The sequence below is a fragment of the Novosphingobium sp. ZN18A2 genome (assembly GCF_036784765.1).
Taxonomy (GTDB): domain Bacteria; phylum Pseudomonadota; class Alphaproteobacteria; order Sphingomonadales; family Sphingomonadaceae; genus Novosphingobium.
In genome coordinates this window covers 879,999-906,663 of record NZ_CP136651.1, presented here as the reverse complement: position 1 = coordinate 906,663, position 26,665 = coordinate 879,999, and the positions used below count along the sequence as shown (strand labels likewise).

The 26,665-nt window shown below is 66.1% G+C and carries 30 protein-coding genes and 1 tRNA gene; 12 read left to right on the top strand and 19 right to left on the bottom strand.

The features are described from left to right. Positions 1–23: 23 nt before the first annotated feature. Both RXV95_RS04465 and ruvX read left to right on the top strand, forming a co-directional pair. On the top strand, positions 24–1,142 hold the full coding sequence (locus RXV95_RS04465) for a DUF3089 domain-containing protein (protein WP_338467810.1): 1,119 nt from the start codon (positions 24–26) through the stop codon (positions 1,140–1,142). After that, positions 1,124–1,606, top strand: coding sequence for a Holliday junction resolvase RuvX (ruvX, locus tag RXV95_RS04460; RefSeq protein ID WP_338468496.1), 483 nt, complete (start codon positions 1,124–1,126; stop codon positions 1,604–1,606). The genes RXV95_RS04465 and ruvX overlap by 19 nt, the downstream gene beginning before the upstream one ends. A 23-nt stretch (positions 1,607–1,629) precedes the next feature. Here ruvX and RXV95_RS04455 read toward each other — a convergent pair whose 3' ends face one another. Genes RXV95_RS04455 through RXV95_RS04445 form a run of 3 tightly spaced genes read right to left on the bottom strand, consistent with a single transcriptional unit; the run spans position 1,630 to position 3,715 of the window. Continuing rightward, positions 1,630–2,532, bottom strand: a complete 903-nt coding sequence (locus RXV95_RS04455; RefSeq protein WP_338467809.1) for a transposase — start codon at positions 2,530–2,532, stop codon at positions 1,630–1,632. Beyond that, positions 2,520–3,506 (bottom strand): hypothetical protein, encoded by a 987-nt coding sequence (locus tag RXV95_RS04450; protein WP_338467808.1) that lies wholly within the window; start codon positions 3,504–3,506, stop codon positions 2,520–2,522. Before RXV95_RS04450 ends, RXV95_RS04455 begins: the two co-directional genes overlap by 13 nt. A gap of 50 nt (positions 3,507–3,556) precedes the next feature. Further along, positions 3,557–3,715, bottom strand: coding sequence for a hypothetical protein (locus tag RXV95_RS04445; protein WP_338467807.1), 159 nt, complete (start codon positions 3,713–3,715; stop codon positions 3,557–3,559). Between the two features lie 208 nt (positions 3,716–3,923). On the opposite strand from RXV95_RS04445, the gene RXV95_RS04440 reads away from it, so the two are divergent. Then, positions 3,924–4,313, top strand: coding sequence for a PaaI family thioesterase (locus RXV95_RS04440; protein ID WP_338468495.1), 390 nt, complete (start codon positions 3,924–3,926; stop codon positions 4,311–4,313). Between the two features lie 5 nt (positions 4,314–4,318). Next, positions 4,319–4,747: a hotdog fold thioesterase gene (locus RXV95_RS04435; protein ID WP_338467806.1), complete on the top strand. Its 429-nt coding sequence runs from the start codon at positions 4,319–4,321 to the stop codon at positions 4,745–4,747. On the opposite strand, the gene RXV95_RS04430 is transcribed toward RXV95_RS04435, so the two are convergent. Genes RXV95_RS04430 through argH form a run of 4 tightly spaced genes read right to left on the bottom strand, consistent with a single transcriptional unit; the run spans position 4,744 to position 8,431 of the window. After that, positions 4,744–5,550 carry a siroheme synthase gene (locus tag RXV95_RS04430; protein ID WP_338467805.1) on the bottom strand — a complete coding sequence of 269 codons (807 nt, stop codon included), beginning with the start codon at positions 5,548–5,550 and terminating at the stop codon, positions 4,744–4,746. The two genes, RXV95_RS04435 and RXV95_RS04430, sit on opposite strands and share 4 nt — an antisense overlap. Then, on the bottom strand, positions 5,519–6,781 hold the full coding sequence (gene lysA, locus RXV95_RS04425; protein WP_338467804.1) for a diaminopimelate decarboxylase: 1,263 nt from the start codon (positions 6,779–6,781) through the stop codon (positions 5,519–5,521). The genes RXV95_RS04430 and lysA overlap by 32 nt, the downstream gene beginning before the upstream one ends. Before the next feature lie 16 nt (positions 6,782–6,797). Continuing rightward, positions 6,798–7,049 (bottom strand): hypothetical protein, encoded by a 252-nt coding sequence (locus tag RXV95_RS04420; protein ID WP_338467803.1) that lies wholly within the window; start codon positions 7,047–7,049, stop codon positions 6,798–6,800. Next, positions 7,049–8,431 (bottom strand): argininosuccinate lyase, encoded by a 1,383-nt coding sequence (gene argH / locus RXV95_RS04415; protein WP_338468494.1) that lies wholly within the window; start codon positions 8,429–8,431, stop codon positions 7,049–7,051. Before argH ends, RXV95_RS04420 begins: the two co-directional genes overlap by 1 nt. Positions 8,432–8,540: 109 nt before the next feature. On the opposite strand from argH, the gene RXV95_RS04410 reads away from it, so the two are divergent. Continuing rightward, positions 8,541–9,050 (top strand): TlpA disulfide reductase family protein, encoded by a 510-nt coding sequence (locus tag RXV95_RS04410; RefSeq protein WP_338467802.1) that lies wholly within the window; start codon positions 8,541–8,543, stop codon positions 9,048–9,050. Positions 9,051–9,158: 108 nt separating this feature from the next. Here the strand turns inward: RXV95_RS04410 and RXV95_RS04405 are convergent. The 6 genes from RXV95_RS04405 to RXV95_RS04380 all read right to left on the bottom strand — a co-directional run bounded on the left by RXV95_RS04405 (position 9,159) and on the right by RXV95_RS04380 (position 13,423). Then, positions 9,159–9,234 (bottom strand) — tRNA-Val (locus RXV95_RS04405). A 179-nt stretch (positions 9,235–9,413) separates the two neighbouring features. Then, positions 9,414–10,412 carry a copper resistance protein B gene (locus RXV95_RS04400; RefSeq protein ID WP_338467801.1) on the bottom strand — a complete coding sequence of 333 codons (999 nt, stop codon included), beginning with the start codon at positions 10,410–10,412 and terminating at the stop codon, positions 9,414–9,416. Next, entirely contained in the window at positions 10,409–12,166 is a 1,758-nt protein-coding gene (locus RXV95_RS04395; RefSeq protein WP_338467800.1) for a copper resistance system multicopper oxidase, read from the bottom strand. Before RXV95_RS04395 ends, RXV95_RS04400 begins: the two co-directional genes overlap by 4 nt. A 108-nt stretch (positions 12,167–12,274) precedes the next feature. Then, the gene (locus RXV95_RS04390; RefSeq protein ID WP_338467799.1) at positions 12,275–12,751 is read right to left on the bottom strand and encodes a hypothetical protein; all 477 of its coding nucleotides are present in this window, start codon (positions 12,749–12,751) and stop codon (positions 12,275–12,277) included. Between the two features lie 46 nt (positions 12,752–12,797). Next, on the bottom strand, positions 12,798–13,187 hold the full coding sequence (locus RXV95_RS04385) for a hypothetical protein (RefSeq protein ID WP_338467798.1): 390 nt from the start codon (positions 13,185–13,187) through the stop codon (positions 12,798–12,800). Then, a complete protein-coding gene (locus RXV95_RS04380; RefSeq protein WP_338467797.1) occupies positions 13,184–13,423 on the bottom strand; it encodes a metal-sensitive transcriptional regulator in 240 nt (79 codons plus the stop codon). The genes RXV95_RS04385 and RXV95_RS04380 overlap by 4 nt, the downstream gene beginning before the upstream one ends. Before the next feature lie 198 nt (positions 13,424–13,621). Between RXV95_RS04380 and RXV95_RS04375 the strand changes: the two genes are divergently transcribed. Both RXV95_RS04375 and RXV95_RS04370 read left to right on the top strand, forming a co-directional pair. Then, the gene (locus RXV95_RS04375; RefSeq protein WP_338467796.1) at positions 13,622–13,969 is read left to right on the top strand and encodes a hypothetical protein; all 348 of its coding nucleotides are present in this window, start codon (positions 13,622–13,624) and stop codon (positions 13,967–13,969) included. A gap of 39 nt (positions 13,970–14,008) precedes the next feature. Then, a complete protein-coding gene (locus RXV95_RS04370; protein ID WP_338467795.1) occupies positions 14,009–16,345 on the top strand; it encodes a heavy metal translocating P-type ATPase in 2,337 nt (778 codons plus the stop codon). An 88-nt stretch (positions 16,346–16,433) separates the two neighbouring features. Here RXV95_RS04370 and RXV95_RS04365 read toward each other — a convergent pair whose 3' ends face one another. From RXV95_RS04365 to RXV95_RS04355, 3 genes are all read right to left on the bottom strand, one after another. Next, positions 16,434–17,447, bottom strand: a complete 1,014-nt coding sequence (locus tag RXV95_RS04365) for a winged helix DNA-binding protein (protein WP_338467794.1) — start codon at positions 17,445–17,447, stop codon at positions 16,434–16,436. Between the two features lie 143 nt (positions 17,448–17,590). Then, complete coding sequence (locus RXV95_RS04360; RefSeq protein WP_338467793.1) at positions 17,591–18,094, bottom strand: L,D-transpeptidase family protein; 504 nt, start codon at positions 18,092–18,094, stop codon at positions 17,591–17,593. A 4-nt stretch (positions 18,095–18,098) separates the two neighbouring features. Then, positions 18,099–19,403 (bottom strand): adenylosuccinate synthase, encoded by a 1,305-nt coding sequence (locus RXV95_RS04355; RefSeq protein ID WP_338467792.1) that lies wholly within the window; start codon positions 19,401–19,403, stop codon positions 18,099–18,101. 258 nt (positions 19,404–19,661) lie between these two features. Here RXV95_RS04355 and RXV95_RS04350 point away from each other — a divergent pair, with 258 nt between their 5' ends. Next, on the top strand, positions 19,662–19,790 hold the full coding sequence (locus RXV95_RS04350; RefSeq protein ID WP_338467791.1) for a hypothetical protein: 129 nt from the start codon (positions 19,662–19,664) through the stop codon (positions 19,788–19,790). 191 nt (positions 19,791–19,981) lie between these two features. Then, entirely contained in the window at positions 19,982–20,818 is an 837-nt protein-coding gene (locus tag RXV95_RS04345; protein ID WP_338467790.1) for an aldo/keto reductase, read from the top strand. A gap of 45 nt (positions 20,819–20,863) precedes the next feature. Here RXV95_RS04345 and RXV95_RS04340 read toward each other — a convergent pair whose 3' ends face one another. The 3 genes from RXV95_RS04340 to apaG form a co-directional block, all read right to left on the bottom strand. Then, positions 20,864–21,997 carry an ATP phosphoribosyltransferase regulatory subunit gene (locus tag RXV95_RS04340; protein WP_338468493.1) on the bottom strand — a complete coding sequence of 378 codons (1,134 nt, stop codon included), beginning with the start codon at positions 21,995–21,997 and terminating at the stop codon, positions 20,864–20,866. A gap of 213 nt (positions 21,998–22,210) precedes the next feature. Next, complete coding sequence (locus RXV95_RS04335) at positions 22,211–23,011, bottom strand: LysR family transcriptional regulator (RefSeq protein ID WP_338467789.1); 801 nt, start codon at positions 23,009–23,011, stop codon at positions 22,211–22,213. Positions 23,012–23,027: 16 nt separating this feature from the next. After that, a complete protein-coding gene (gene apaG, locus RXV95_RS04330; RefSeq protein ID WP_338467788.1) occupies positions 23,028–23,426 on the bottom strand; it encodes a Co2+/Mg2+ efflux protein ApaG in 399 nt (132 codons plus the stop codon). A 124-nt stretch (positions 23,427–23,550) separates the two neighbouring features. Here apaG and RXV95_RS04325 point away from each other — a divergent pair, with 124 nt between their 5' ends. Genes RXV95_RS04325 through RXV95_RS04315 form a run of 3 tightly spaced genes read left to right on the top strand, consistent with a single transcriptional unit; the run spans position 23,551 to position 26,422 of the window. Beyond that, positions 23,551–24,159 (top strand): recombination protein O N-terminal domain-containing protein, encoded by a 609-nt coding sequence (locus RXV95_RS04325; RefSeq protein ID WP_338467787.1) that lies wholly within the window; start codon positions 23,551–23,553, stop codon positions 24,157–24,159. Positions 24,160–24,190: 31 nt separating this feature from the next. Next, positions 24,191–25,249: a 3-isopropylmalate dehydrogenase gene (leuB, locus tag RXV95_RS04320; protein ID WP_338467786.1), complete on the top strand. Its 1,059-nt coding sequence runs from the start codon at positions 24,191–24,193 to the stop codon at positions 25,247–25,249. Between the two features lie 51 nt (positions 25,250–25,300). Continuing rightward, positions 25,301–26,422, top strand: a complete 1,122-nt coding sequence (locus RXV95_RS04315; protein ID WP_338467785.1) for a glycosyltransferase family 2 protein — start codon at positions 25,301–25,303, stop codon at positions 26,420–26,422. Positions 26,423–26,665: the final 243 nt, after the last annotated feature.

Below are 26,665 nucleotides of genomic sequence, written 5' to 3'. Positions count from 1 at the left end.
GAACACCGGAGCACCGCCAGAACATGGCCCGCAAGTTCCTTTATTTCTTCGCATTCCTGATCGTCCTGGTGATCGCAGCGCTGATTGCCATGCGCATCTGGTCGACCGAGCTGACCAAGTTCGCCTTCGTGCCGCGCGTCGCCTTCGAACAGCAGAAGCCGCTGGCGGAAAAGGTCTATGACGATCCCGCAATGTGGATCGCCCGCCCCGGCAAGGGGCCGACCGATCCCGCGCAGTGGATTCCATCGGGCTGGAAGCAGGGTGCCGCGCCGCAATCGCGCGCGGCGGTGTTCTTCATCCACCCGACCAGCTATCTTGCCCGCGAACACTGGAACGGCCCGCTGGACGACCACGATTCCCGCCAGCGCGCCGATCTGCTGGTAAAGGCGATGGCCAGCCCGTTCAATCGTTCGGTGGACCTGTGGGCGCCGCGCTATCGCCAGGCGACCATCGGCACGTTCCTGACCGACGGCCCCGCCGCGCAGGAGGCCGTTGCCCTCGCCTATGGCGATATCGACAAGGCCTTCGACTATTTCCTCTCCAGCACGCCGAAGGATACGCCGATCATCCTTGCCGGGCACAGCCAGGGCGCGCTGCAACTGATGCACCTGCTGAAAGACCGGGTGGCCGGCACGCCGCTGGCGAAGCGGGTGATCGCCGCCTACGTGATCGGCTGGCCGGTATCGACCGTGCACGACCTGCCGTTCATGGGCCTGCCCGCCTGCGCCACGCCGACCCAGGCCGGTTGCGTGATGAGCTGGGAAAGCTTTGCGGAGCCTGCGGACCCGTCGATGGTGATCGAAGCCTATGGCCGCTGGCCCGGTCTGGACGGAAAGCCGCGCGCGGGCACCCCGATCCTGTGCACCAACCCGCTGACCGGCAGCGTGGGCGGGAGCGCCGATGCCGCCGCGAACCACGGCACGCTGGTTCCCAATTCCGAATTGACCGACGGCACCATTGAACCGGGCAAGGTTCCGGCGCGCTGCGCGCCCGACGGCATGTTGCTGATCGGCGACCCGCCCGATCTGGGCAGTTTCGTGCTGCCGGGCAACAACTATCACCTTTACGATATCCCGTTGTTCTGGGTGAACCTGCGCGAAGACGCGGCACGGCGCGAGGCGGCCTGGTGGCAGACGCACTGATCACGTCCTTCGTGCCCGATTTCCGGGCGGCTTTGCCCGATGGCGGGGTCCTGCTCGGCCTCGACGCCGGCACGAAGACGATCGGAACCGCCCTGTGCGACGCGGGCTGGCGCTTTGCCGGCGCGGGCAAGACGATCGCCCGCAGGAAATTCGCCGCCGACAAGGCGCAACTGGCGGCGCTTGTGAAAGAGCGCGGTGTGAAAGGCATGGTGATCGGCCTGCCGCTCAACATGGACGGCAGCGAAAGCCCGCGCAGCCAGGCATCCCGCGCGATGGCGCGCAACCTTGCCGAATTCGGCCTGCCGATCCTGTTGTGGGACGAACGCTGGACCACGCAGGCTGCCGAACGGGCGATGATAGAACAGGATTTCAGCCGCGCGAAACGTTCTGACCGGATCGATTCGCACGCCGCCGCGCTGATTTTGCAAGGCGCGATAGACGCGCTGGCCGGCTCCGCATTCTAGGGTCAGGACCTAAGGCGGAATCACTACGCCGGAATGAGGGCAAGTCGGCGCTGCGCCTCGCGCGAGACCATCGGGCTTCCGCGCGCCTCTGCCCGCTCCCAGATGGCCACGCGCGATGCGGGGGCAGGGTCGGCCAGCGCCAGCGCGTCCCATGCGGCAAGGCGCATCCGGTCGCTGGGATGGCGAAGGCCGAAATCCTCTGCCAGTGCGCGCGCATCGTCACTTCCCATCGCCACGGCCATGCGCAGCACCACGTCGTTGGCGCCCTGGCTGAGGATCCGCAGTACCGTGTCGTTCCGCGTATCGAAGGCGTACTGATCGAACCAACCCTGCGCGGCGTCCATGTGCATGACATTGATCGAAACCGAAAGCGCCTCTGGCGGGATCTGGCTGTGGACGTCGAGATGCGCGCGATAAAGCATGATCTCGCCCTCTTTCAGACCGCCGCGTTCAACAAAGTGCAAGTGCGCGGGTTCGCCGCTCCAGCCCGCAACAGCCTGATAGTCGTAGGTATAATAGTCGCTGCGATAGCCGGGGCCGAAATAGCCGAGCGTCAGGAAATCGAAGTTGTGATCGTGCGGCAATCCGAATGCAAAGGCATCGCCGCCGCTGGCGCGCAGGATCGTTTCGCTGGCGGCGGGCCAGATGTTGGCACGCAGGAAGCAATCGCCACACGGATTTGCCAGCATGACCACCTGCGGCCCATAGCTTTCGCCATGTTCGGCCGCCGCCGAAAATCCACGCTCAAGCTCATCCAGCAAAAGATCGCCCAGGAAAGAGCGATCGTTGCCCAGCCGACGCAAGTCTCGCGCGGCTTCGTGCAGGCTTTCTTCATCGGCCGGGTCGAAGCCGCGCCGGGCCAGCCGGTCCGTGCATTCGGCCAGCGAAATTGCACCTTGGTCGGCGCAGTCGATTACGCGGGGCAAAGCGCGTCTCCTGCAAGGGCGGCGAGTTGCGGATGCCGGGCACACAGATCCTGCGATAGCCGGACCGCAGCCGATGCCAGCGGATCGTCACACCGCACGGCGATTTCCCGCAACAGGGCGAAGCCTTGCGCGGTATCGAGCGCCAATGCTTCGCGCAGGGCCTGCCAGCGCAGTTCCGCGCTTCCCGTGCCGCGCACCAGTGCGCCCAGCGCGGGAAGTGCATCGCGCCGCTTCATGCGACCCAGCAATGCCGCCGCAAGCGCAAGGCGGCTCTCACGCGGTTCGCCGGCGGACTGGTGGACCAGGCTGCCCGTTTCCAGATCGTATTCGCGGATCGGCTGTATCTCCTCCGCGCGGCGATGCAGGCGCAGGCTCACCAACGACCCGTCGACACCAAGCAGGTCGAGCGCTTCGCACCCGGCATCGAGCAAAAGCCGTTTGCCGGAATTGAGCGCGACCGGCAGAAAGGCAACACGGCGCAGGTGCAGGTCGCCCGCGCCAAGCCGCGCGATCCGTCCCCGCCCTCGCCCCGACAAGATGGTCAGGCAGGTTTCCCCCGGCTGGAAAACGACGCGCGGGGAAATCCGGCTGAGCCCTTGCGCCAGTGCATCGCCATCAACCAGCGCCAGCGAAAGCACGGCGCGGCCGCTGGCGGCAAGCGTCAGCCGGTGAATCGCGCCCACGCTGGAGGAAACCAGCCGCGGCTGGCCGAGCGGGCCGGACCGCATTGCGCCAACCAGCGCCGCCATGACGCCCGAGACGAAATGACGCGCCGACTCCGGTTCCATTGCCGCGTTCAGTGCCGTGCACCCGGCCAGCGGCCTGCCGGCGCCATAGGCGTCCAGCGCATCGAGCACGGCGCGCGTCGCGGCACCCGCGCGCCAGGCATCCAGCGCTTCTCCGGCGGCGCGGGACTGCGCGACGACCGGCGAAGGATCGTCGCGCAGCGCCGCCATCGCGGGGTCAATCCGCATGGGCCGCCCGGAAGCGGGTGTGGATATCGACCATGACGATGATCAACCGGTCAGGAAGGTTCATTACGGTTGTAGGTGTAGACCATGATGACGATCACAAGGTCATCCGCCATCGAAAGCCCTGCGTCGGGGCGGCTGGTGGAACCAAACACGCCGCTTTCCAGCGGCAGGTCCGGAAGCGTTTCGATCGCGAGGTCAGGAAGGTTCATTTCGGTTATTCTCCATTCGGCAACCGGCCTTGCACCGGGCATCCGAAAGGAGCGCAACCACGCGAAACAGGCGAATTAAAAGATTGCAACAGCATCCGCGGGCAGGCAGGAACCGGGAATGGGGAGCGATCCGGAAAACAGCAAAAGCGCGTGGGCCCTGTTCACCGAACTGGCGAGGGACTTCGATCCGAAAACCCTGGGTTCGTCGATGACGGGGCGCGGCCACAGCGGTTATATCGGGATGGAATATTCCGATCACGGCGATAACTGGGTGGAACTTGCCCTGCCCTGGCGCGAAGACCTGGTCGGCATGGCGGAAACGGGCGTGTTGGCATCCGGCCCGGTCATCTCGCTACTCGACAACGCGACGTCGATCGGGGTTTGGGTGAAGCGCGGAAAGTTCCAGCCTCAGGTCACGCTGGATCTGCGTATCGACTATCTGCGCGCCGCAACGCCGGGCAAGAAGATCTACGGTCGCGGCGAATGCTATCAGATCAAGCGGTCGATGGCCTTTGTGCGCGGTATTGCCCATGAAGGCGATCTTGACGATCCGATTGCCCATGCCGCGGGCATCTTCATCCTGATCGGCGAGGGTTGAGCGACATGGACGACGAAATCCAGCGCATCGCTTCGGTGCTGCCGCCCTATGCCCGCACCATGGGCATGGAGGTGGACCGGTTCGACGATGGCGTGCCGGTGCTCGCCTACGATTTCAGCCACAAGATCGAAGGCCGCCCCGGATATCTCCACGGCGGCGCGCTGGGCGGACTGCTGGAAATGGCGGCCCATGCCGCGCTGCATGCCGCGCTTGACGAAAAGGGCGTGCAGGTGCGTTTCAAGCCGGTCAACATCTCGATCGAATATTTGCGCGGCGGGACAGAGCAACGCACGTTCGCGATGGGGCGGATCATCCGGTCCGGACGGCGCGTGGCCAATCTTCGTGTCGAAGCCTGGCAGGACGCGCGCGACAAGCCGGTGGCGTCAGCCTGGATGAACTTCCTGCTAAAGCCGAACGACGACCGGGCCGCCTAGGACACGCGAAGCGTAACCACGGTTCCCTTGAGCGGAACCCTGGTGCCCGCGGGAACGCGAACCGCGTCGGCGCGGGCGCGGGCCAGGATGGCGGGCGGGATCGCCCCGTCGATCACCAGCACGTCGGCACGGCCCAGCCAGCGCGCCTCTCGCAGCGTCAGTTCGTCGGGATCGACCGAGCGGAGCCGGATTTCAACCCGCACCGCATGATCGCCCATCGTGCCTTCGGCCCATTCCTCGACCCTCTCCGCCGCGTCGCCGTCGAGCGGGTCCAGCGGGCCGCCCGCGTCGAGCGCCGCATCGAGCGCGCGGCGACGGTCCGCCGCTTCGGGAAAGCGCGCGCGCAATCGGCCGCGCGCCGCGAAAAGGGCATTCGCCAGGGCGCCCAGCCGCTGTGGCAGCAGTGCATCAAGCCGAAGACGCAACGCTTTCGCCAGCCCTGCCGATGCGCCGCCCGTCCCCACCGCGACCAGCACGGGATCGCGGTCGACCAGCGATGGCACCGTGAAATCGCAAAGTTCGGGCCTGTCGGTCGCGTTCACCAGCAGGCCCAGCCCGCGCAGCCGCAGGCAATCGGCCTCGGTCGCCGCCGCGCTTTCGTGCGCAACGAAGGCAAGCCGCGCACCGCGATCCACGCCTTCGTCGATTGAATCGAAAACCTGTCCGCCGGCCCGTTCCACCAGCCGCCGTTTCGCTTTCGCCGCCTCCCCGCTGCCCAGCACGATCACCGGCTGGCCGGAAACGCGGTGGAACAGCGGCAGGCTTTTCATGTCAGGCCAGCCAGTCCGGAACCCGCTCGGCATCCTGGATCGCCTGCGGGGCAATGCGATCGGCGACGACGGCGAACTTGTCTCCATCCACCAGCACTTCGGCCACAAAACCCCGGCTGTTATAGCTGGATGCCATTGTCGCGCCATAGGCTCCGGCGGTGCGGAACACGGCAAGATCGCCGGACTTCAGCGCATCTGTTTCGCGGTCCATCGCGAACGTATCGCCGGTTTCGCAGATCGGCCCGGCGATGTGTGCGGTCATGCGATCACCCGTGGGTTCGACGGCTTCGAAATCGTGCCAGGCGCCGTACATCGCGGGCCGGGCAAGATCGTTCATCGCGGCGTCCACGATCACGAACGGCGGACCGTTACCGCTGCGCTTCGAACGGATCACGCGCGTCATCAGAACGCCGGCGTTGCCTGCGATCACGCGCCCCGGCTCGAACATCAGGCGCACGTCCCAGCCCCGCGTCGCGCGGGCCACCATCGCGCCGTATTCGGCGGGCGAAGGCATCACGTCGCCTGCCTTGTATGGCACACCCAACCCGCCGCCGAGATCGGCATGCGTGACCGAAAGGCCCTGTCCGCGCAGGTCCGCGATCAGCGCGCCCACCTTCGCGAACGCGGTCTCCATCGGCTCAAGGTCGGAAAGCTGGCTGCCGATGTGCACGGCGATGCCGCGCATATCCAGCCCCGGCTGCGCGGCAAGCGCGGCATAGATCGCCGCGGCACGATCGATCGGCACGCCGAACTTGTTTTCGCGCTTGCCGGTAGAAATCTTCGCGTGGGTGCGCGCATCCACATCCGGATTCACGCGCAGCGCGCAAGCGGCGCGCTTGCCGTGCCGTTCGGCCAGCATCGCCAGTTCGTATCCCTCTTCCTCGGATTCGAGGTTGAACTGCCCTATCCCGGCCTCGAGACCCTGGAGCAGTTCGGCATGGGTCTTGCCCACGCCCGAGAACACGATGTCGCGCGGCGCCATGTCGGCGGCCAGCGCGCGGGCCATTTCTCCACCCGAAACCACATCGGCGCCATAGCCTTCCTTTTGCAGCACCTTCAGCACCGCAAGGTTGGGGTTCGCCTTCACCGCAAAGGCGATGTGCGGATTGTCGAGGGCCGAGAGGCCTTCGCGGAACACGCGGGCATGGCGCACCAGCGTGGCGCGCGAATAGACATAGACGGGCGTGCCCACCGCCTCCGCAATGCGCGGCAGGGGCACGTCTTCGGCGTAAAGGACGCCGTTACGAAGCTGAAAATGGTCCATCGAAGGGTCGTTCCGGTCAGTTTTCCGGCGGCAGGTCGAAAGGATCGTCTTCGCGATCTTCGGACCGTTGCCGCAATTCTACGTTGCGTGCGGGCGCTGCCTGGACCGGCAGCTTGAGCAGGTCGTCCGAACTGGGACGATAGCCCTGGCCATAGGCGGGCGGCGGAAGGTCCGCGCCCGCCACGGGTTTCAGCTCGCGCCGGTTGCCGCATCCGGACAGCGCCAGCGCGGCAAGCGCGACAATCTTTGCGGCGGCGGCACGCGGCACTATGCGTCTCCTTCAAGGCCGAGCGCCTTGCGCGCCTCGGCCACGCGCTTCCTTACCTCGTCGGGCGCGGTTCCGCCATGGCTGGCGCGCGCGGCGACGGAAGCCTCGACCGACAGCGCATCATAGATGCGCTCGTCGATGCGCGGGTCGATCGCCTTGAGGTCGTCCAGCGACAACTGGTCAAGCGCCAGCCCCGCGCTTTCCGCCGCCTTCACCACCGCGCCGGTGATGTGATGCGCCTCTCGGAAGGGGATATCGGCCACGCGAACCAGCCAGTCGGCCAGGTCCGTTGCCGTGGCATAGCCAAGCTCTGCCGCGCCGCGCATCCGCTCTGTCCGGAATTTCGCATCGGCGACCATGCCGGTCATCGCCGCGATGGACAGGGCAAGCAGGCTTGCCGCCTCGAACACCGGCGGCTTGTCGTCCTGCATGTCCTTGGAATAGGCGAGCGGAAGCCCCTTCATGGTGATCGTCAGCGCGGTAAGGCACCCGGCAATCCGCCCCGCATGGCCGCGCACCAGTTCCGCCGCATCCGGATTCTTCTTTTGCGGCATGATCGAACTGCCGGTCGAAAGGCTGTCGGGCAGCGTAACGAAGCCGAAGGGCTGGCTGGCCCAGATGATGAACTCTTCGGCCAACCGCGAAAGGTGCAGCGAACACTGTGTGGCCGCCATCAGGTAATCGAGCGCGAAATCGCGGTCGGACACCGAATCGAGGCTGTTGTCGGTCGGCTTGTCGAAACCCAGCGCCCGCGCGGTGGCCTGCCGGTCGATCGGAAAGCCGGTCCCCGCCAGCGCCGCCGATCCCAGCGGGCATTCGTTCATCCGCGCGCGGGCATCGGCAAGGCGCGAACGGTCGCGCCGCACCATTTCGTAATAGGCCATGAGGTGATGGCCCAGCGTCACCGGCTGCGCGGTCTGCAAGTGGGTGAAGCCCGGCATGATGCTGTCCGCGTGTTCGCCCGCCCGCACCACCAGCGCTTGCTGGAGCGCCTTCAGCCCCGCGTCCGCCTGGTCCAGTGCCTCACGCACCCACAGTCGGAAGTCGGTCGCCACCTGATCGTTGCGGCTGCGCGCGGTATGCAGCCGCCCCGCCGCCGGGCCGATCAGTTCGGCAAGGCGGCTTTCGGTGGTCATGTGGATGTCTTCGAGATCCCAGTCCTCGGGCACGCCGTTCGCTTCGTATTCGGCGGCGACCTTGTCCAGCCCGTCCGCGATGGTCGCGGCATCCGCTGCCGAGACGATGCCCTTCGCGCCCAGCATTTCCACATGCGCCTTGCTTGCCGCGATGTCCTGCCGCCACAGAGCCTTGTCGAAGGGAATCGAGGCGTTTATCTCGCGCATGATCGCCGACGGACCCGCGGCGAACCTGCCGCCCCACATCTGGTTGGAGCCCGAATTGCCCATTTTATCGCCGCGATCCGCCAAAGTCCTGGTCCCTGCTGCCGCGCTCCTCGCGCTGGGCGGGTGCGATAGGCAAAGCCCCGCTCCCGTGCAACAGCAGAGCGAAAGCGGCCCGGATCAGGTGCCCGGCGCAAGCGCGGAGCAGAACGGCACGCTGGACATATCGCACCGCGGCGAAGCGATGCCCGACTTTACCTTTGCCGATCCGTCCGGTCGCACGCTGCGCCTGACCGAACTCGAAGGCAAACCGGTGCTGATCAACCTGTGGGCAACGTGGTGCGGGCCATGCGTGGTGGAAATGCCGATGCTGGACGAACTTGCCGGCAAATATGCGGGCAAGCTGCGCGTGGTGACCGTCAGCCAGGACATGCAGGGCGCCGCGAAGGTTGCTCCGTTCTTTTCCAGCCATCCGTTCAAGCACCTTGAACCGTGGATGGACCCCGACACCAACCTCAGCTTCCATTACAACACCGGCCTGCTGCCGACGACGGTGCTGTACGACGCGAAGGGCAAGGAAGTGTGGCGCATGATCGGCGCGCACGACTGGGCAGGCGCGCGAACCGACGCGATGCTGGCCGAAACACTGGCAGGCAAATAGCAGGGACCGGCTGCGGACTGAGAAGCGTTACGAGACGCTTCACCCCTTCGCCTAGGCTCGGGAATTTTCGCGCAAGTCGTCCCCCGGACGACTTGCGAGACGCGGAAATGGTGGGCGGTGACGGGCTCGAACCGCCGACCCTCTCGGTGTAAACGAGATGCTCTACCAACTGAGCTAACCGCCCGCATTCGCAGGAAGCGCGCTATTGGGGCGTTTTTCGCGGCGCGTCAATCCGGTCATGGTGCTGGCCGGTCATGTTGCTGGCCGGTCATGTTGCTGGCCGGTCATCCGCACTGGACCAGTCATCCGCACTGGAGACGTCGCGGCCGGACCACCGGGGCGATCCGGCCGCTTGCATGCCGGTCAGAACCACGCCCTAAGGCCGACCAGTGCGACGACCCTGTCGGCATTTCCGCCGTCGGCCCTGGTATAGTCCGCGGTGCGACCGAACTGCTTCTGCCATTCAACGCCCACATAGGGCGCGAATTCGCGCCGGAATTCGTAGCGCAGCCTGACCCCGGTCTGAAGCGAAGTAACACCCGCACCAAGGCCGATTTCCGGGACATCCTGCGCCGAAAGGTTCGCCTCGACACGCGGCTGCAGGATTAGTCGCTGGGTCAACCGCTGGTCGATTTCCGCGCCGATTTTCGCGGTAAATTCTCCCTGCGTGGAAACGAACGCTTCCGCCGAGATATCGAACATATAGGGCGCAAGCCCTTCCACTCCCACGGAAAGCTGCGTGCGGTCCGGACCGGGCATGAACTGCTGCCGCACACCGGCCTGAAGGTCGAACCAGGGGCCGATCGCATGGCCCCACAGCGCCTGAACTTCGGAATCGTCTATTCCCCCGTCAAGCTCGCCTTCGCCTTCGGTCTTGATCCACAGCCGGTCGATATCTCCGCCGGTGCGCAAGGCGCCCTCCCAGGCCCAGCTGCCGCCGCCTTTTCCGGTCTGCGCTTCCAGCCGGTCGACCATAACGACGGTCGTTTTCAGGCCGCCCATCTCATGCGTCACCATTTCGCGCGCATGGGCCATCTCGCCGTCCGGGTAGAAGGCATCCGCGGCGTGGGCGGGACCGGACTGCGCGGCGGGGGGCGGCGGCGATTGCGGAATTGCGCCGTCTGACTTCATCGGCATGGCGTGCATCGGGCTGGCATCCATCGTCATGGTGTGCCCCGAATGATCCATGCCCTGCATCGCATCGGGCTTCGCATCGGACGGTTCGGCAGCCGGACTGTCCTTCATGCCAGGCATGTCCATGCCCGACATGCCGTGCCCGTCATGACTGGGTGACTGGGCCAGTGCGGGCGTAAGCCAAAGCGCGGCGGCGAGTGCGGCGGGAATTGCGAGTGCCTGTTTCATGCCGCACCTCCATCGAGCGGGCGCACGGTCACGACGTTGAACATCCCCGACATCATGTGCAGCAGCAGGTGGCAGTGGAATGCCCAGTCCCCCGGCTCGTCCGCGGTAAGGTCGAACGCGACGAAGCCGCCCGGCAGCACATTGACGGTGTGCTTCTTCGGCAGCCGGTCCCCCTTGCCGTTGACGAGATCGAACAGGAACCCGTGCAAGTGGATCGGGTGGGTCATCATCGTCTCGTTGACCAGTTTGAAGCGCACCCGTTCATCGCGCGCGAGGCGGATCGGCTCGACGATTTCGGAAAAGCGCCTGCCGTCGAACGACCACATGTATCGCTCCATGTTGCCGGTCAGGTGGACAACGATCTCACGCGTAGGCGGGGATATGTCATGGCGCGGTTCGGGCGCTTCCAGATCGGTATAAACCAGCACGCGGTGCTTCACGCCGTCGAGCCCCAGGCCGCGGTCACCGGTACGGTCCACCGGCATTGGCGCGATCATGTCGACGCCGGGCGTAAGCGCGACACCGGGGGCATTGGCCGGATCGCGCATCGACATCGAACCGTGCATCTTCATGCCGCCGTCAGCACCGTGATTCATGGCATGATCCATGCCGGACATTCCCGCCATACCGGCCATTCCGCCCATGCCCATATCCTTCATGGTCAGCAGCGGCGGCTTGCGCAGCGGGGGGATCGGGGCGGTCATTCCCGCGCGCGGCGCCAGCGTGCCACGGGCATAGCCCGACCGGTCGACCGATTCGGCGAACAGCGTGTAGGCGCGATCGTCAGGCGTCACGATCAGGTCATAGGTTTCGGCAACCCCGATCTGGATCTCGTCCGTCTCCACCGGCTTCACATCGCTGCCGTCCGCTGCCACCACGGTGAGCGGCAGGCCGGGGATACGCAGGTTGAAGATCGTCATGGCCGAGGAATTGATAACGCGCAGGCGCACCCGCTCACCGGGACGGAACAGCCCGGTCCAGTTCGCGTCCGGCCCTTGTCCGTTGACGAGGTAGGTATAGGTCGCGCCGGTCACGTCCGCGATGTCCGACGGAGACATCCGCATGCGGCCCCACTTCAGCTTGTCGGCCACGCTCATCGGCTTGCCCGATGGCGCTTCGAACCAGGCCTGCTGCTGATAGTTGAAATAGTCGGGCTGCGCCTTCAGCTTCCGCAGAATTTCCATCGGCGTCATGAAGCTCCAGTCGGAGAGCATCACGATCATCTCGCGGTCGGCGTGCACGCGCTCGCCAGCGGCCGGATCGATCACGATAGGGCCGATCAGCCCGGTGCCTTCCTGCCCGCCCGAATGGCTGTGATACCAGTAGGTGCCCGATTGCCGGATCGGGAAGCCGTACCGGAAGGTTTCGTTCGGGCGAATGCCGGGGAAGGTCACGCCCGGCACGCCGTCCATCTGGAACGGAACGAGCAGCCCGTGCCAGTGGATCGAACTGTCGACATCGAGGTGGTTGGTTACCGAAAGCCGCACGTCCTGCCCTTCGCGCAGGCGAATCAGAGGGCCGGGAAGCGTGCCGTTGACGGTGGTGGCGCTGCCGGTGCGTCCACCCAGCGTAAAGGGTGTGCGGGCGATCGACAGTGCGATCTCCTCGCCCGTAAGCGCGTCCGCGCCGCCGGCCGGGAGATGCGCGGTCTGGGCACGCGCCCATTGGGGAAACAGGGCCGAGATGGCCGCGCCGCCGCCAGCGGCAAGGGCGCCGCCCAGCAGGGCGCGCCGGTGTAGCGTTGGATTGAGCATGATTGTCCTTCCGGCATCCGCCGGTCGCAGGAGCATTTCAGGTAAGGCGGCGGGGCACGCGGACAAAGAGTCCGCGCGTCCTGCCGTCGACCGATGCGGGTGCGGGTGTCAGTTGCCCTTTGGCTTTGCCTCGGGCTGGGGCGTGGGGCTCGCCTGGCACGGCATCATACCGCCGGACATGCCCATGTGGCCCGCCATCGCGGCCTGACCCTGTCCCATCATGGCGCCATGGCCGTTACCGGACATGCCACCCTGCATCGGCATTCCCTGCATCTTCTGGCCCTGCATCTTCTGGCCCTGCATCTTCTGGCCCTGCATCTGATGGCCCTGCATCTGCTGACCATTCATCTGGCCGTGCATTTGCCCTTGCATCTGGCCCTGCATGGGCATCTGCCCCTGCATCGCGCCTCCGCCTTTCACGCGACCCTGCATCGCACCCATCTGGTGCTGGCCCATCGGGTTGTGGGGCATTGCCGGACACGGCATGGCGGTCGCGTCGGGCTGGGGAGGCGCCGCCTCTGCGGCAAAAAGCGAAACGGGGGCGGCTGCGAGTGTCAGCGCGGCAAACATTGCAATGGTCTTCATGGTCTTACTCCTGAATCGGGTTGTTGACGGGGTAAACGTCGGCAACTCAGGAAAGGCGCGGCGGGGGCGGATCGACCGGCAGGGAGTGGGGTACGAGCGCATCGATGCCGCGCGCTTCGGGTAACCCCTGCAATACGGGGCGCGGCAAATTGGCGAATGGAACGACCGGGCTGGTTACGGCCATTGCCGCAAGACAACTGGCAAGGCAGTGCGCAGGCATCGCCCCGTCATGCGATGGGGCGTGGTGCTGCCCGGCTTCGGCGCAGGCATCGCCGTCCGCGTGCCCGGCATGAAACGGATGAACGGGGGCCGGAACACCCGCAGCGGGCATCGCCGCCAACGCGGGGGCGGCGGCCAGCATCAGGGCCGCCACCAACATCGCAAGCGCGGAACAGGCCCGGCGCACCGCGCGTTGAAGGAATCGGAGCCGGATCACCGCCCGACCTTTTCGAACAGGTCAACCAGTTCGCGGAACTTCTGGCGCTGGTCTTCAGTGTCGCCCGTCTTGATCGCATCCTCGATACAATGCGCGGCGTGGATCTCCAGCACCTTGGACTTGGTCGCGCGCACGGCGGATTCGATCGCGGAAAGCTGCTGGAGGATGTCGATGCAATACCGTTCGTCCTCCATCATCCGCACCACGCCGCGGGCCTGACCCTCGATCCGCTTCATGCGGGTGATTTCCCTGGAGAACTTCGCGTGCATTTTCCGATAGCCGTTTCAGCCTTGCGATGACGCACTGACCTATACCCTCATGGGGTATATTGCGCAATCGGAAAATACAGGGTAGGGGTATAGGCAATCGGGGGAACAGGGATGCGGCCGAGTCGCAATCCCGCCATCCCCCTTTCGCTGACGAGGAGATATCCGATGCGCATCTCTACGACCGGAAACGCACTTTCGCTCACCTTCGTCCTTGCCTACCTGCCGCTTGCGCTGCTGCGCCTGACGCACATGGCCGGCCCTGGCGGCTGGCACGGTCCGATGACCGGCGCGATGACGCAGGCAGGCGGCCGGGGCTGGATGATGAACGGCGCCGGGCCGGGAGGCTGGCACGCGGGCGGCTGGCAAATGGCCGGCTACGGCTATGGCGCTTACGGGGTGTGGCACGTCGTCTTCGGTGTCGCCGTTGCCTATGCGCTTGGCTGGTATGTCGCCGCCGTCTTCATCTCGCTCTACCGCTTTTTCGAACGACGCGCTTCGAACAAGCCCGACTGACACCGGGAACGGCCGCTTCGGCCCAAGGATTGCCACTTTATGGAACAGCACGCTCATTGCTGCGCGGGGGCGCACGACGATTCGGCACAGGGCACGGTTATCGACCCCGTTTGCGGGATGACGGTCGACCCCGAAAAGTCTCCGCATCACGCCGAACATGACGGCACGGACTATCACTTCTGTTCGGCGGGATGCCGCACGAAATTCGTTGCCGATCCCGCGAAATACCTCTCCCCGCGCGAGCCGGAACCGGTCGTGCCCGGCGCGATCTACACCTGCCCGATGCACCCCGAGGTGCGGCAGGAAGGCCCCGGAACCTGCCCGATCTGCGGCATGGCACTAGAGCCCGAGGAAGTGAGTCTTGATGACGGGCCGGACCCCGAACTGATCGATATGCGCCGACGCTTCTGGATCAGCGCGATCTTCACCGTGCCGCTGTTCCTCTATGCGATGGCCGAAATGCTGCCCGGCAACCCGCTTGGTGCACTGATCTCGCCGGGCTGGGCGCAATGGGTGCAGCTGGCGCTGGCGACGCCGGTGGTGTTCTGGGGCGCGGCGCCTTTCTTCGCGCGCGCTGTCGCGTCGGTACGCACGCGCAATCCCAACATGTTCACACTGATCGGGCTGGGCGTCGCCATCGCCTATGGCTTCAGCCTTGTCGCCACCGTCGCGCCGGACCTGTTCCCCTCTGCATTTCGCGACCATGCCGGGCGGGTGGGCGTCTATTTCGAAGCGGCGGCTGTCATCACGACGCTCGTCCTGCTGGGGCAAGTGCTGGAACTGAAGGCGCGCGGGCAAACGTCCGGCGCCCTGCGCGCGCTGCTGGAACTTGCGCCGCCGGTCGCTGTCCGGATCGGCGAGGATGGTGACAGTGAAGTGCCGCTGGCGGACGTTCATCCGGGCGACCGGCTGCGCGTGCGCCCCGGCGCGAAGATCCCGGTGGACGGCACGGTCGAAAGCGGATCGAGCCACGTCGACGAATCGATGGTAACCGGCGAACCGATGCCCGTGGCAAAGACCGCGGGCGACCGGCTGACCGGCGGCACCGTCAACGGAAACGGCAGCCTTGTGATGGTGGCCGAACATGTCGGGCGCGACACGCTGCTGTCGCGCATCGTGCAGATGGTCGCCGCCGCGCAGCGCAGCCGCGCCCCGATCCAGAACCTGGCAGACCGCGTGGCGGCGTGGTTCGTGCCGTCCGTCGTGGCCAGCGCCATCGTCGCTTTCATCGCATGGGCAATCTGGGGGCCGCCGCCCGCGCTCGCCTATGCGCTGGTCAACGCCATCGCCGTGCTGATCATTGCCTGCCCCTGCGCGCTGGGCCTTGCCACGCCGATGTCGATCATGGTCGGCACCGGCAAGGGCGCGCAGAACGGCATCCTGATCCGCGACGCCGAAGCGCTTCAGGCGCTGGAGACGATCGATACCGTGGTGGTGGACAAGACGGGCACGCTGACCGAAGGCAAGCCCCGGCTCGTCGCCGTGGAACCGATCGGCGACTTCCCCGAAGGCGACCTGCTGGCCCTTGCCGCAAGCGTAGAGCGCGGCAGCGAACATCCTCTCGGCGCCGCCATCGTCGCGGGTGCGACCGAACGCGGCGCTGCCTTGCAGGAGGCCGAAAACTTCGAATCGATCACCGGGCAAGGCGCGCGGGCCGAGGTGGGCGGACGCACGGTTGCCATAGGCAATGCGCGCCTGATGGAGAGCCTGGGAATCGCTGACGCAAATGCGGACAAGCAGGCAGAGGCCGGTCGCGCGAAGGGCCGAACGGTGATGTATGTCGCGGTCGATGGCGCACTGGCCGGCCTGCTATCGGTTGCAGACCCGATCAAGCAGAGCAGTGCCGAGGCGGTGAAGCGCCTGCACCACCAGAACGTGCGCGTGGTGATGCTGACAGGCGATGCCGCCGCCACGGCCCATGCCGTGGCCGGCGAACTGGGCATCGACGAAGTCCATGCGGACGTATCGCCCGAAGACAAGCACCGCATCGTCGGCGAGTTGAAATCCGCGGGTCGCAAGGTGGCCATGGCGGGCGACGGGATCAACGATGCCCCCGCCCTCGCCGCGGCGGACGTGGGGATCGCGATGGGCACGGGCACAGACGTGGCGATGGAAAGCGCGGGCGTAACGCTGGTCAGCGGGGATTTGCTGGGAATCGCCAAGGCGCGTCGCCTGTCGCGCCTGACGATGCGCAATATCCGACAGAACCTGTTGTTCGCGTTCGGTTACAACACCATCGGCGTGCCGGTGGCGGCGGGCGTGCTCTACCCGTTCTTCGGAATATTGCTGAGCCCGATGATCGCCGCCGCCGCGATGAGCATGTCGTCGGTTTCAGTCATCGGCAACGCCCTGCGGCTGCGCCGGGCGGAGCTTTGACGGCACCGGCGGGCGTGGCCACCCCACGCCTCCGGCGGGCGCGGCGGTGGGCGAATACACAGCCGGGCTGGCGCAGCACCGGCGTCTTTCAGACCCCGCCCTGGACGCCCGTGCCCACTTCGGCGAAATAGCGGGCCATCGCATCCGCCGCCTTGTCCGTAAGGTCTATGAAGGCGCGGCGACGGTCCGCTTCGTCGTCAACCCGCTGCAACAGGCCCCCTTCGGTCATCTGCCCGATCCAGCGCAGCGCGGTGGTGGGCGGAACGCCCGAGGCGATGCAGAGCGACGTAACCGAAACCCGCGTATGCTCCCCCCTCGCCGCCGTCAGATCCAGCAGGATGTCCCACGCGGGATCGGCAAACAGGTCCGCATCGAGAAAACGCGCGCGCAGCTGGCGCTGGCGGATTACGCGGCGCACCAGTCGCGGATCGGGTAACGCCGGGCGCAATCGCCTTATCGTGCCGCCTTCCCTCTCGCTTTCGGCCTTATAGCCCTGCTTCCTGTCGCTGACGCCGCCCTGCGTTGCATCGTCATCAGGTTGCGCGAACAGCAAGCCACCCGATTGCTGGCCGCCCTGCATCAGCCGATCCAGCCTGTGCGACAGGCGGGTAACTTCCTTCATCAGCGACCTGACAAGATCGTCCGACGTCTCGCTATCGTCGCGGACTTGGTCGCTTGGCTGCGGGCCGGCGCATCGGATCAGCGCCTGGGCGATTTCCGATCCGAACGGGTTCACCAGCACGTTCGCCTGCGAGGGATCGAATGCACGCCATGCGAGTTCGAGCAACTCCATCGGGACGAGCACCAGCGCCCGCAATGCCGGGCGCACGGCCATCGCCTGCTTCATCACCTCGGCCGCGGCCTCTGCCACGGTATCGACACGATCGAACGCAATCGTGATATGATCCAGTTCGTCCAGCAGGCCGGGCGCTGCGGCCAAGTCTTCAATGGAACAGGACATTTTCAGGTCCACCCCCACGTCGGACGATATCCGCGTGAGCAATTGAAGAGAGAATTCGTCGGACGCGAACAGGCCCACGGCCCGTTGCCGGCCGAATTGTTGGCCATCCCAGTGCTGAAACGACGTGCCGGGGCCGACCATTGCCCATCTCCCGAATTTTGCGTGACCACGCCATCATAGCGCGCGCGCAGCCATTTTTGCGGACACGATTAATCCGATTTGATCGTGAATACGGGAGATGTGCGGCGTTTGCCGCCCCTGACAGAGCAGCCCAGGCGGGCGGTTCAGGGCCTGATCTCAATCGGCGTACCGTCGCCCACCGTTTCCCAAAGCTGCTCTATCTGCGCGTTGCTCAGCGCAATGCAGCCATCGGTCCAGTCGCCCGGCGCACGCCCGGCAGCCCAGCCGTTCGGCTGCCCGTGGATCATGATCATTCCGCCGGGCGAGCGCCCATGCGCCCGCGCATAGGCGGTATCGCGCGGCGAGGGATAAGAGATGTGCAGCGAAAGGTGATAGGCGCTGTCGGGATTGCCATAATCGATCGTATAGCGCCCCTCGGGCGTGCGTTCGTCCCCTTCGAAATGCTTGGCGCCAACGGGCGCCCCGCCCAGCTGGATCGCGTTGTAAACGCGCACGGCGCGGCCCTGCGAATAGAGCGTCAGCCGACGCGCCGCCTTTTCGACCAGCACGAAATCGACATCGCCGGGGTCGCCTGCCTGCGCGGCGACGCTGCCCGCCTCTCCCACCGCAAGAAGCAACGTCAGGGGAAGGAAGAGGCGGGCGCGCATGGCGTCAGTCGATAAAGGGATCGCGCACAAGGATGGTATCCTCGCGCTCGGGGCTGGTGGAAACGAGCGCGACGGGCGTTTCGATCAGTTCCTGCACGCGCTGGATATACTTGATCGCCTGTGCCGGCAGGTCCGCCCACGACCGCGCGCCCGCCGTTGTCCCGCTCCAGCCTTCCATTTCCTCGTAGATCGGCTCGACCGCGGCCTGGTCTGCCGCGTGGCTGGGGAAATAGTCCAAGATGCGGCTCTTGCCGTCCTGCCCGCGCAGCCGATAGCCGGTGCAGATCTTCACCGTATCGAACCCGTCGAGCACGTCGAGCTTGGTAAGCGCGATCCCGGTCACGCCCGAAATCGCGCAGGACTGGCGCACCAGCACCGCGTCGAACCATCCGCAGCGGCGCTTGCGGCCGGTGACGGTGCCGAATTCATGCCCGCGTTCGCCAAGGCGCTGGCCGGTATCGTCGTCAAGCTCGGTCGGGAACGGACCCGATCCAACGCGCGTGGTGTAAGCCTTGACGATCCCCAGCACGAACCCGGTGGACGAGGGGCCAAGGCCAGACCCGCTTGCCGCCGTGCCGCTGACCGTGTTCGAGCTGGTGACGAAGGGATAGGTACCGTGATCGACATCCAGCAGCACGCCCTGCGCGCCTTCGAACAGGATGCGCGCGCCCGCCTTGCGCACTTTCTTCAACCGCTTCCACACCGGCTGGGCGAATTGCAGCACGAAGGGCGCTATTTCCTTCAGTTCCGCGATCAGCGCCTGGCGATCTACCGGCGGTTCCCCGAACCCGGCGCGCAACGCATCGTGATGCGCGCAAAGGCGATCAAGCTGCGCATCGAGCGCGTCGAGATGCGCCAGATCGCACACCCGGATCGCGCGGCGTCCCACCTTGTCTTCATAGGCTGGGCCGATGCCGCGACCCGTCGTGCCGATCTTGCCCGCCCCCGCCGCGGTTTCACGCAATCCGTCAAGGTCGCGGTGCAGCGGAAGGATCAACGGGCAGTTATCGGCGATGGCGAAGTTGTCCGCATTGATCTTGACGCCCTGCCCTTCCAGCTTCCCGATCTCCGCCTTCAGGTGCCAGGGGTCCAGCACCACGCCGTTGCCGATGATCGAAAGTGTGCCGGTGACGATGCCCGAGGGCAACAGGCTGAGCTTGTAGGTCTGGTCGCCGACCACCAGCGTATGGCCGGCATTGTGTCCGCCCTGGAAGCGCACGACGGCATCGGCGCGGCTCGCCAGCCAGTCGACGATCTTGCCCTTGCCTTCATCGCCCCACTGGGCGCCGATTACGGTTACGTTGGCCATGGATACAGGTTCTCCACCTGCCAGGGTGGATCCGTCAATCGCCCTTCGACAGGACTCGGCGATGCGGATGTCCGGTACGCGTGGCGATGTGCCGACGCGCGGATTTGCGGAGCGCGCCCTAATGGGAGGGGGAAGGGCGAGTCAAGCCACGGTTGGAATGCGACCCGAAAATTCCGGTTCACAGCGCACAGGGGAACAATGCCCAGATTCCGGCCAGAATCAGGCCGGAACTGGACCCGTGCGCGACGGGCGGCAAGGTTGACCTCGGCTGCTATTCGCGCGAAGGGCTGCGCGGCCACGCCGAAATCAATCGGCGTCCCGGTGCCCTATGGCCATGCAGCGATCGCCCATTCCGGTCGCAGGCTCGCCGAACTGTTCGGCGATTGAGCGGGGCATTTTCGGATCGATCCGGCCTTCCGGTCGTTGTCGTTTCGTATCCGGGTGTGCATCTCCCTGGTCCGCCTGCCGTTTGCAGCGTGCCAGCCTGTCTTCACGGCAGCTCCGGTCCCGGCCCCCTGGCCTTCGGATCGCAGGACTTGCACCGGCACAGCGATTGCGTTTGGCAACAAGGAGATAACATGCGCGCAGGAGTTCTCGTCCCCCAACCCGTCATCATACTCAACGACGGCCGCGAGATGCCCCAGTTCGGTTTCGGCACCTGGCAGGTGCCCGACAGTGACGCGGCGGAGTGTGTCCGCGATGCCGTGGACATCGGCTACAAACTGGTCGACACCGCCGCCATCTACGAGAACGAGGACGGCGTCGGCGAAGGCCTGCGCGGCCGCAACCAGGTCTGGCTGACGACCAAGGTGTGGAATCGCGACCAGGGCCACGAAGGCACGCGCGCCGCGCTCGACCGCTCGCTCGAAAGGCTGGGTCGCGACAACGTGGACCTTTTGCTGCTCCACTGGCCCTGCCCCGAACAGGACCTCTACGTCGAGAGCTGGAAGGCGATGATCGAGCTTCGCGACGAAGGCAAGGCGCTGTCGATCGGCGTTTCGAACTTCCTGCCCGAACACCTGGAACGGCTGGACAAGGAAACCGGCGTGGTCCCGGCGGTCAACCAGGTCGAACTCCATCCCACGTTCCAGCAACGCGAACTGCGCAAAGTCCACGCGGACATGGGCATCGCGACGCAAAGCTGGTCGCCGCTGGGCCAGGGCAAGGCCATGAACAACCCCGTGATCCGCGAGATCGCCGAGGAAACGGGCGCGACGCCTGCCGCCGTGGTGCTGCGCTGGCACCTGCAGAACGGCCTCGCGCCGATCCCCAAGGCGAGCAGCCACGCCCACGCGGCTGACAACTTCGCGGCGCTTTCCACGCACCTCAAGCGTGACCAGATGGGCCGGATCGAAATGCTCGACGATGCCAATGGCCGCATCGGGCCGGACCCGGCGACGTTCTCCGGACTCTGATCGAACCCCGCCCGAACGGATGGACTAACAGCGGGGCCGCAGCCGTCAGACCGGTTGTGGCCCTTCGCTTGTCAGCATGTGCGTACAGCCCAGAACGCCCGGCGCATCGCCTTCCGACAGCGCGGCCACCGTGCGCCAGCCGATGCTGCGCAGTCGCGCGGCCTCTTCCCGGTTGTGCCCCAGCGGCAGGAACAGCAGGTCTTCGCGCGCATCCGCCAGTGCGACGATATCGACCAGCGCATCGGGATAGAGCGAAAAGCCGGTTGCCGGCTCCCCCTTGCCCTCACCGGCGATCCTGTACGTCCCGCCGCGACCCAGCGCACCGCGCACGCCATCGGCATAGAGCGTGAAACCGAACCAGCTCTGATATTCGAAGCCGTGGCGCTCCGACGGGTCGAGTGTCAGCCGCACACGCCCGCCCAGCGATGCAGCAATCTCCTTCAGCCCCGCGATCCGGCTGGCAAGCGCGCCGCCGCCCGATCCGGTTGCCGCGTCAAAGGCCGCGAGCCGCTCTATCGCGGTATCGAATTCGCCGGTTGCATAGAGCAGCGGCAGGTAACCCTCGCCGCCGGCCTCCACCAGACCGCCCGCGTCCTTCGCGTCAAGCTCGCGCCGGACGGCCTCAATCCGTTCGGCGGGCAGCGGCATGGCGTCTGCCGCCAGCGTATCGACAAGGTCGGGCAGGGTGAAATCCACGCTGATGCCCGTCGCACCCGCGGTTTCGAGCGCCTCGATCGCCATCGTCACGATCTCGCTCGCGGCGGCGACATTGTCCGCGCCGACAAGCTCACCCCCGCACTGGAGCCATTCGCGCGCCGGATCGAGCCCTTCCGGCTTGATGGTCAGCACCTGGCCTGCATACCACAGGCGCAGCGGACGCGGCGCATCGGCCAGCCGGGTCTGTGCGATGCGCCCGATCTGCGGGGTATAGTCCGCGCGCAGCGCCATCATCCTGAGGCTGGACGGATCGACGAAGCGGAACATGCGCCGCGCGTTGATGCCCGCCATGCGCCCGGCCAGCGACCGTTCGTATTCGATCATCGGCGGCAGCACGCGGTCGTATCCGTGCGAGTGCATCACGTCCTGGATCGCGCGCATCACGCGCGTAGCTGCGGCGGCCTCTGGCGGGAGGCGGTCTTCCAGCCCTTCGGGCAACAGGTCGGGTGCGGCATCGTCCATCATCACGGCGCGCCCTTACCCCGAAGGTTACGCATTGTCGAACGGCGGATGACCGGATCTGGGGTGGGAACGCGAAATTCCGAAACGGCGCCGTCTTCGAGGCAACGGAATTTCGGCCCAATTGCCGGACACATCACGCACCGCGCCCGGTGGATTGATTCTGACATTTGTCGCTACCCAGCCGGCAGGGATGCAAATGTCAGAATCGGACCACTAGGATAACGCGGCGACCAGCGCGCGGACCTTCTTCTGGCGCCATTGCGGAAGCGGGGCGACCAGCCAGTATCCCTTGCGACAAGCCCGCTCTGCCGGAGACGCGGAAACAGCGCCCGTCGCGGTCGCGGCTTCGGCAAGCAGGGCGGGAACGCGCGCGCGGCCCAGCCCCGAACCGGCGGCGCTGATCGCCGTTCCGGCATCGGCCACGCTCATCGCCGGGTCCTGCCCCTCGCCCGCCGGAAAGGGATCGCCCGGCCAGCCTATCCACGGCACGTCGCCCGATGACCCCGGCGGCGAGACGACGACCATGTCCGGCCCACCCAGCGCGATGCCTTCCAGGTCGCCCGGCCCTTCGGACCAGCGAACCGCCAGGTCCAGGTTGGCTTCGGTGAAGTCCACCTCGCTCTCGCCGGCGACAAGCACGAAGCGCATCTGCGGATTTTCGCCGCGAAACGCCGCCAGCCGCGGCCCCAGCCATGCGGCGAAAAAGTCGCGCGGGCAGGCGATGGTATAGACATGGCTCGACTGGCCGGCCTGTATCGCCTGCACGCCTTCCTCGAACCGCAGGAAGCCTTCGCGCACAGCGTCGAGCCCGGCAGCGGCTTCGTCCGTCAGTTCCAGCCCCTTGGGCGTTCGGCGGAACAGCACGACGCCCAGCAGGTCTTCCAGCGCGCGGATCTGCTGCCCCACGGCGGCGGGGGTAACCGCAAGCTCGTCTGCCGCGCGGGTGAAGGACAGATGCCGGGCCGCGGCATCGAGCACGCGCAGCCCGTTCAGCGGGAGGTGCGTCCGCTTCATGGTTCCGGTCTTTGGTTCAGTCCGCCGTGGCCGGAGCCGCCAGCGGAAAGAAGGGAATCGCCACTTCGAACAGCGAACCGTCGTCGCGGCGCATGGTGTAGTGGCCTTCCATGCTGCCGTGCGATGTGCCGAGCGGGCAGCCGGAGACGTAATCGTGCGATTCGCCCGGCTCAAGCCGGGGCTGGTCGCCCACCACGCCTTCGCCGTCCACGAAGTTCACCACGCCGCGCCCGTCGGTGATCCGCCAGTGACGTGTGACAAGCGTAAAGGCTTCGTCAGAGGCGTTCTCGATACGGATATGATAGACCCAGAACCACTTGCCGGCTTCGACCCGCGATTGTTCGGGCAGGAAGTTCACGGCAACGCGCACGGTGACACCGTGCGTCATGGCAACGTGCTGGAAGAGCTCCTTCATATGGCAAGGGTATCCCAGATCGGCCCTGTTTTCCACGATGGATTGTTTTGCATGGCGGATTCGATTTTGGGCTATGAATTGCCGGGCTTGCCGATGTGCCGCCGCAGGTCCAAAGCCCACGGCAATGCTCATCCGCGCGTCCGCCATCCTGTGCGCAAGCCGTCCGCACGGCGAACACGGCGCTGTCGTGCGGTTGCTGACTGCCGGACACGGCCTGCTGGCCGCCTATGTCGCCGGGGCGCGCGGGCGACAGCTTCGCCCCCTGCTGATTCCCGGAAACGTGCTGGACGCCGAAATCAACGAGCGCGGCGACAACCGCCTGCCTTCGGCGCGCCTGGAGCTGGTGGAAAGCCGCGGGCCGTGGCTGGGCGAACCGCTGCCCAGCGCGGCCATCGGATGGGCTACCGCTCTGGCCGCGTCCGCCTTGCCCGAAGGCCACCCCTATCCCGCGCTCCACGAAGCGCTGTCGGCATTGCTCGATGCGATCTGCCACGCCCCGTCCGCGCGCGGCTGGGCAGTGGCGCTTGCCGCCTATGAGGCGCTGTTGCTGCGCGAGGTGGGATACGGCCTTGCCGCGCGCGCGGCGGCCGATGAGGACTGGACCAGCCTGATTGCCCGCCTGGACCGGCAGGGCCGCGCAATCGAATCGCACCTGCTTGCCGACAGGCGCGGCGATGTTATGGCGGCGCGCGCGATTCTGCTTGATCGGCTCAAGCGGATATCCGCCGACTGAACCCGACCGACCCCGAAGGGAAATGAAACCAATGAAGATCGCAGTCCTGCCCGGTGACGGGATCGGCCCCGAAGTGACGCATGAGGCAGTGCGCGTGATCGAAGCGCTGGACCTTCCCGGAATCGAGTTGAAGGAAGCCCCGGTCGGCGGCGCGGCATACAAGGCCTATGGCCACCCCCTTCCGCCCGACACGCTGGACGTCGCCCGCGCGGCGGACGGCATCCTGTTCGGCGCGGTGGGCGACCCCGATTGCGATTCGCTGGAGCGCAACCTGCGCCCGGAACAGGCGATCCTGGGCCTGCGCAAGGAACTGACGCTGTTCGCCAACTTGCGCCCCGCGCGCGTATTTGCCGGGCTTGAGGATTTTTCCGCGCTCAAGCCCGAGATCGCCGGCGCGATCGACCTGCTGATCGTGCGCGAGCTGAACGGCGACGTCTATTTCGGCGAAAAGGGCTTCCGCGAAACGGAAAGCGGAGAGCGCGAGGGATATGACATCATGTCCTATTCGGAAAGCGAAGTGCGCCGTATCGCCCACGTCGCGTTCCGCGCGGCGATGGGCCGGGGCAAGCGCCTGTGCTCCGTCGACAAGGCCAATGTGCTGGAAACCTCGCAACTGTGGCGCGACGTGGTGATCGAAGTAGCGAAGGAATACCCCGAAGTCGCGCTGGAACACATGTATGTCGATAACGCGGCGATGCAGCTGGTGCGCCGCCCCGGACAGTTCGACGTTGTCGTTACCGGCAACCTGTTCGGCGATATCCTGTCTGACCAGGCGAGCATGTGCGTCGGATCGATCGGCCTTCTCGCCTCGGCCTCGCTGGGCGAGCGCCAGACCGAATACGGCACGTTCGGCCTGTACGAGCCGATCCACGGCTCCGCACCGGACATCGCCGGACAGGGCCTGGCCAACCCGATGGCAACGATTCTTTCCGCCGCGATGCTGCTGCGCCATTCGCTGGGGCTGGACAGCCATGCCGACCGCATAGAGGCGGCCGTGGCCGGGGCACTGGCTGCCGGCGTGCGGGGCGGAGACCTGGGCGGAAAGGCCGGGACAAAGGAAATCGGTGACGCGGTGCTTTCAAGGTTGTAAGGGCGCGCGCTTGTCGCCCCCCGGAAAAACGGTCACAAACGAAACCGTCCAATGATCCAGCTTGCCGTAATCCTCCCCACGCTGAACGAACGCGCGAATATCGCGCCGGTTATCGACAGGCTCGATGCCGCGCTGCAGGGCGTGGCGTGGGAGGCCATTTTCGTTGACGACGATTCGAAAGACGGCACCGCCGACGAGGCGCGCCGGATTTCGCAAACCGATCCGCGCATCCGCGTGATCCAGCGGATCGGCCGGCGCGGGCTTGCCTCTGCCGCGATCGAAGGAATGATGGCCACCGCTGCACCATGCGTGGCGGTGATGGATGCGGACCTTCAGCACGATCCGAAGCTGCTGCCGCAAATGCTGGCCGCGGTGGAAAGCGGCGATTACGACATCGCGGTTGCCTCACGCTTCGCGGAAGGGGCAAGCACCGCCGAATGGAATGCGCCGAAGCGCGAAAAGGCCAGCGGCATCGCCAACCGCATCGCACGCAAGGTGACCGGCGTCGAACTTTCAGACCCGATGAGCGGGATGTTCCTGCTGCGCACCGAAACGCTGCGCGCCGATGCACACCGACTGTCCGGCGTCGGCTTCAAGATCCTGCTCGACATCATGGCAACGGTGGACGAACCGCTGCGCGTCAAGGAATTCCCGATGAACTTTTCCGCCCGCACGCACGGGGAAAGCAAGCTGGACCGCACGGTCGCCTTCGAATTCCTCGTCGGGCTTTACGACAAGTGGCTGGGCCGCATCATCCCCACCCGCTTTGCGCTGTTCGGCACGATCGGCGCGATGGGCGTGGTGGTGCACATGGCCGTGCTGGCCGCCGTGCTGCATATCCTGGGCGCGGACTTCGTGTTCAACCGCTATTCGAAGGAAGCCGCCTTCGTCGTCGGCCAGACAAGCGCCGCGGTCGTGGCGATGACCTTCAACTTCCTGCTCAACAACGAACTGACCTATTCGGACAAGCGCCTGCGCGGATTTTTCCCGGTGCTGCGCGGATGGGCACGTTTCGCGCTGACCTGTTCGGTGGGCCTGCTGGCCAACGTCGGCGTCGCCGCCGCGCTGGTGCGCATGGGGATGCACGACTATCCCGCCGCGATTGCCGGCATCGTGATCGGATCGGTCTGGAACTACGCGCTGTCCTCGCGCTTCGTGTGGGGGCGGTACTAGAGCGTTTTCCGACCAATCCGGATCGCCGTGATTGCGTGAGGGAGCCCGCTGGCAAGGCGCGGCGTGCAGCAGGGGCTGTCCCGCCCCTGCAAGCGGCGCAACGCTGTCCAGCGGGCTCCCTCACGCAACCGCTTCGCGGCGGGCCCCTTTTGGCCGATCGCAGCGTCGCTCGTCGCGCACGATGGCCCGCATCGCGCTGCTTCTCGCTCCTCGCGACCGGCCAAAATCGGCTCCGTCACGGTG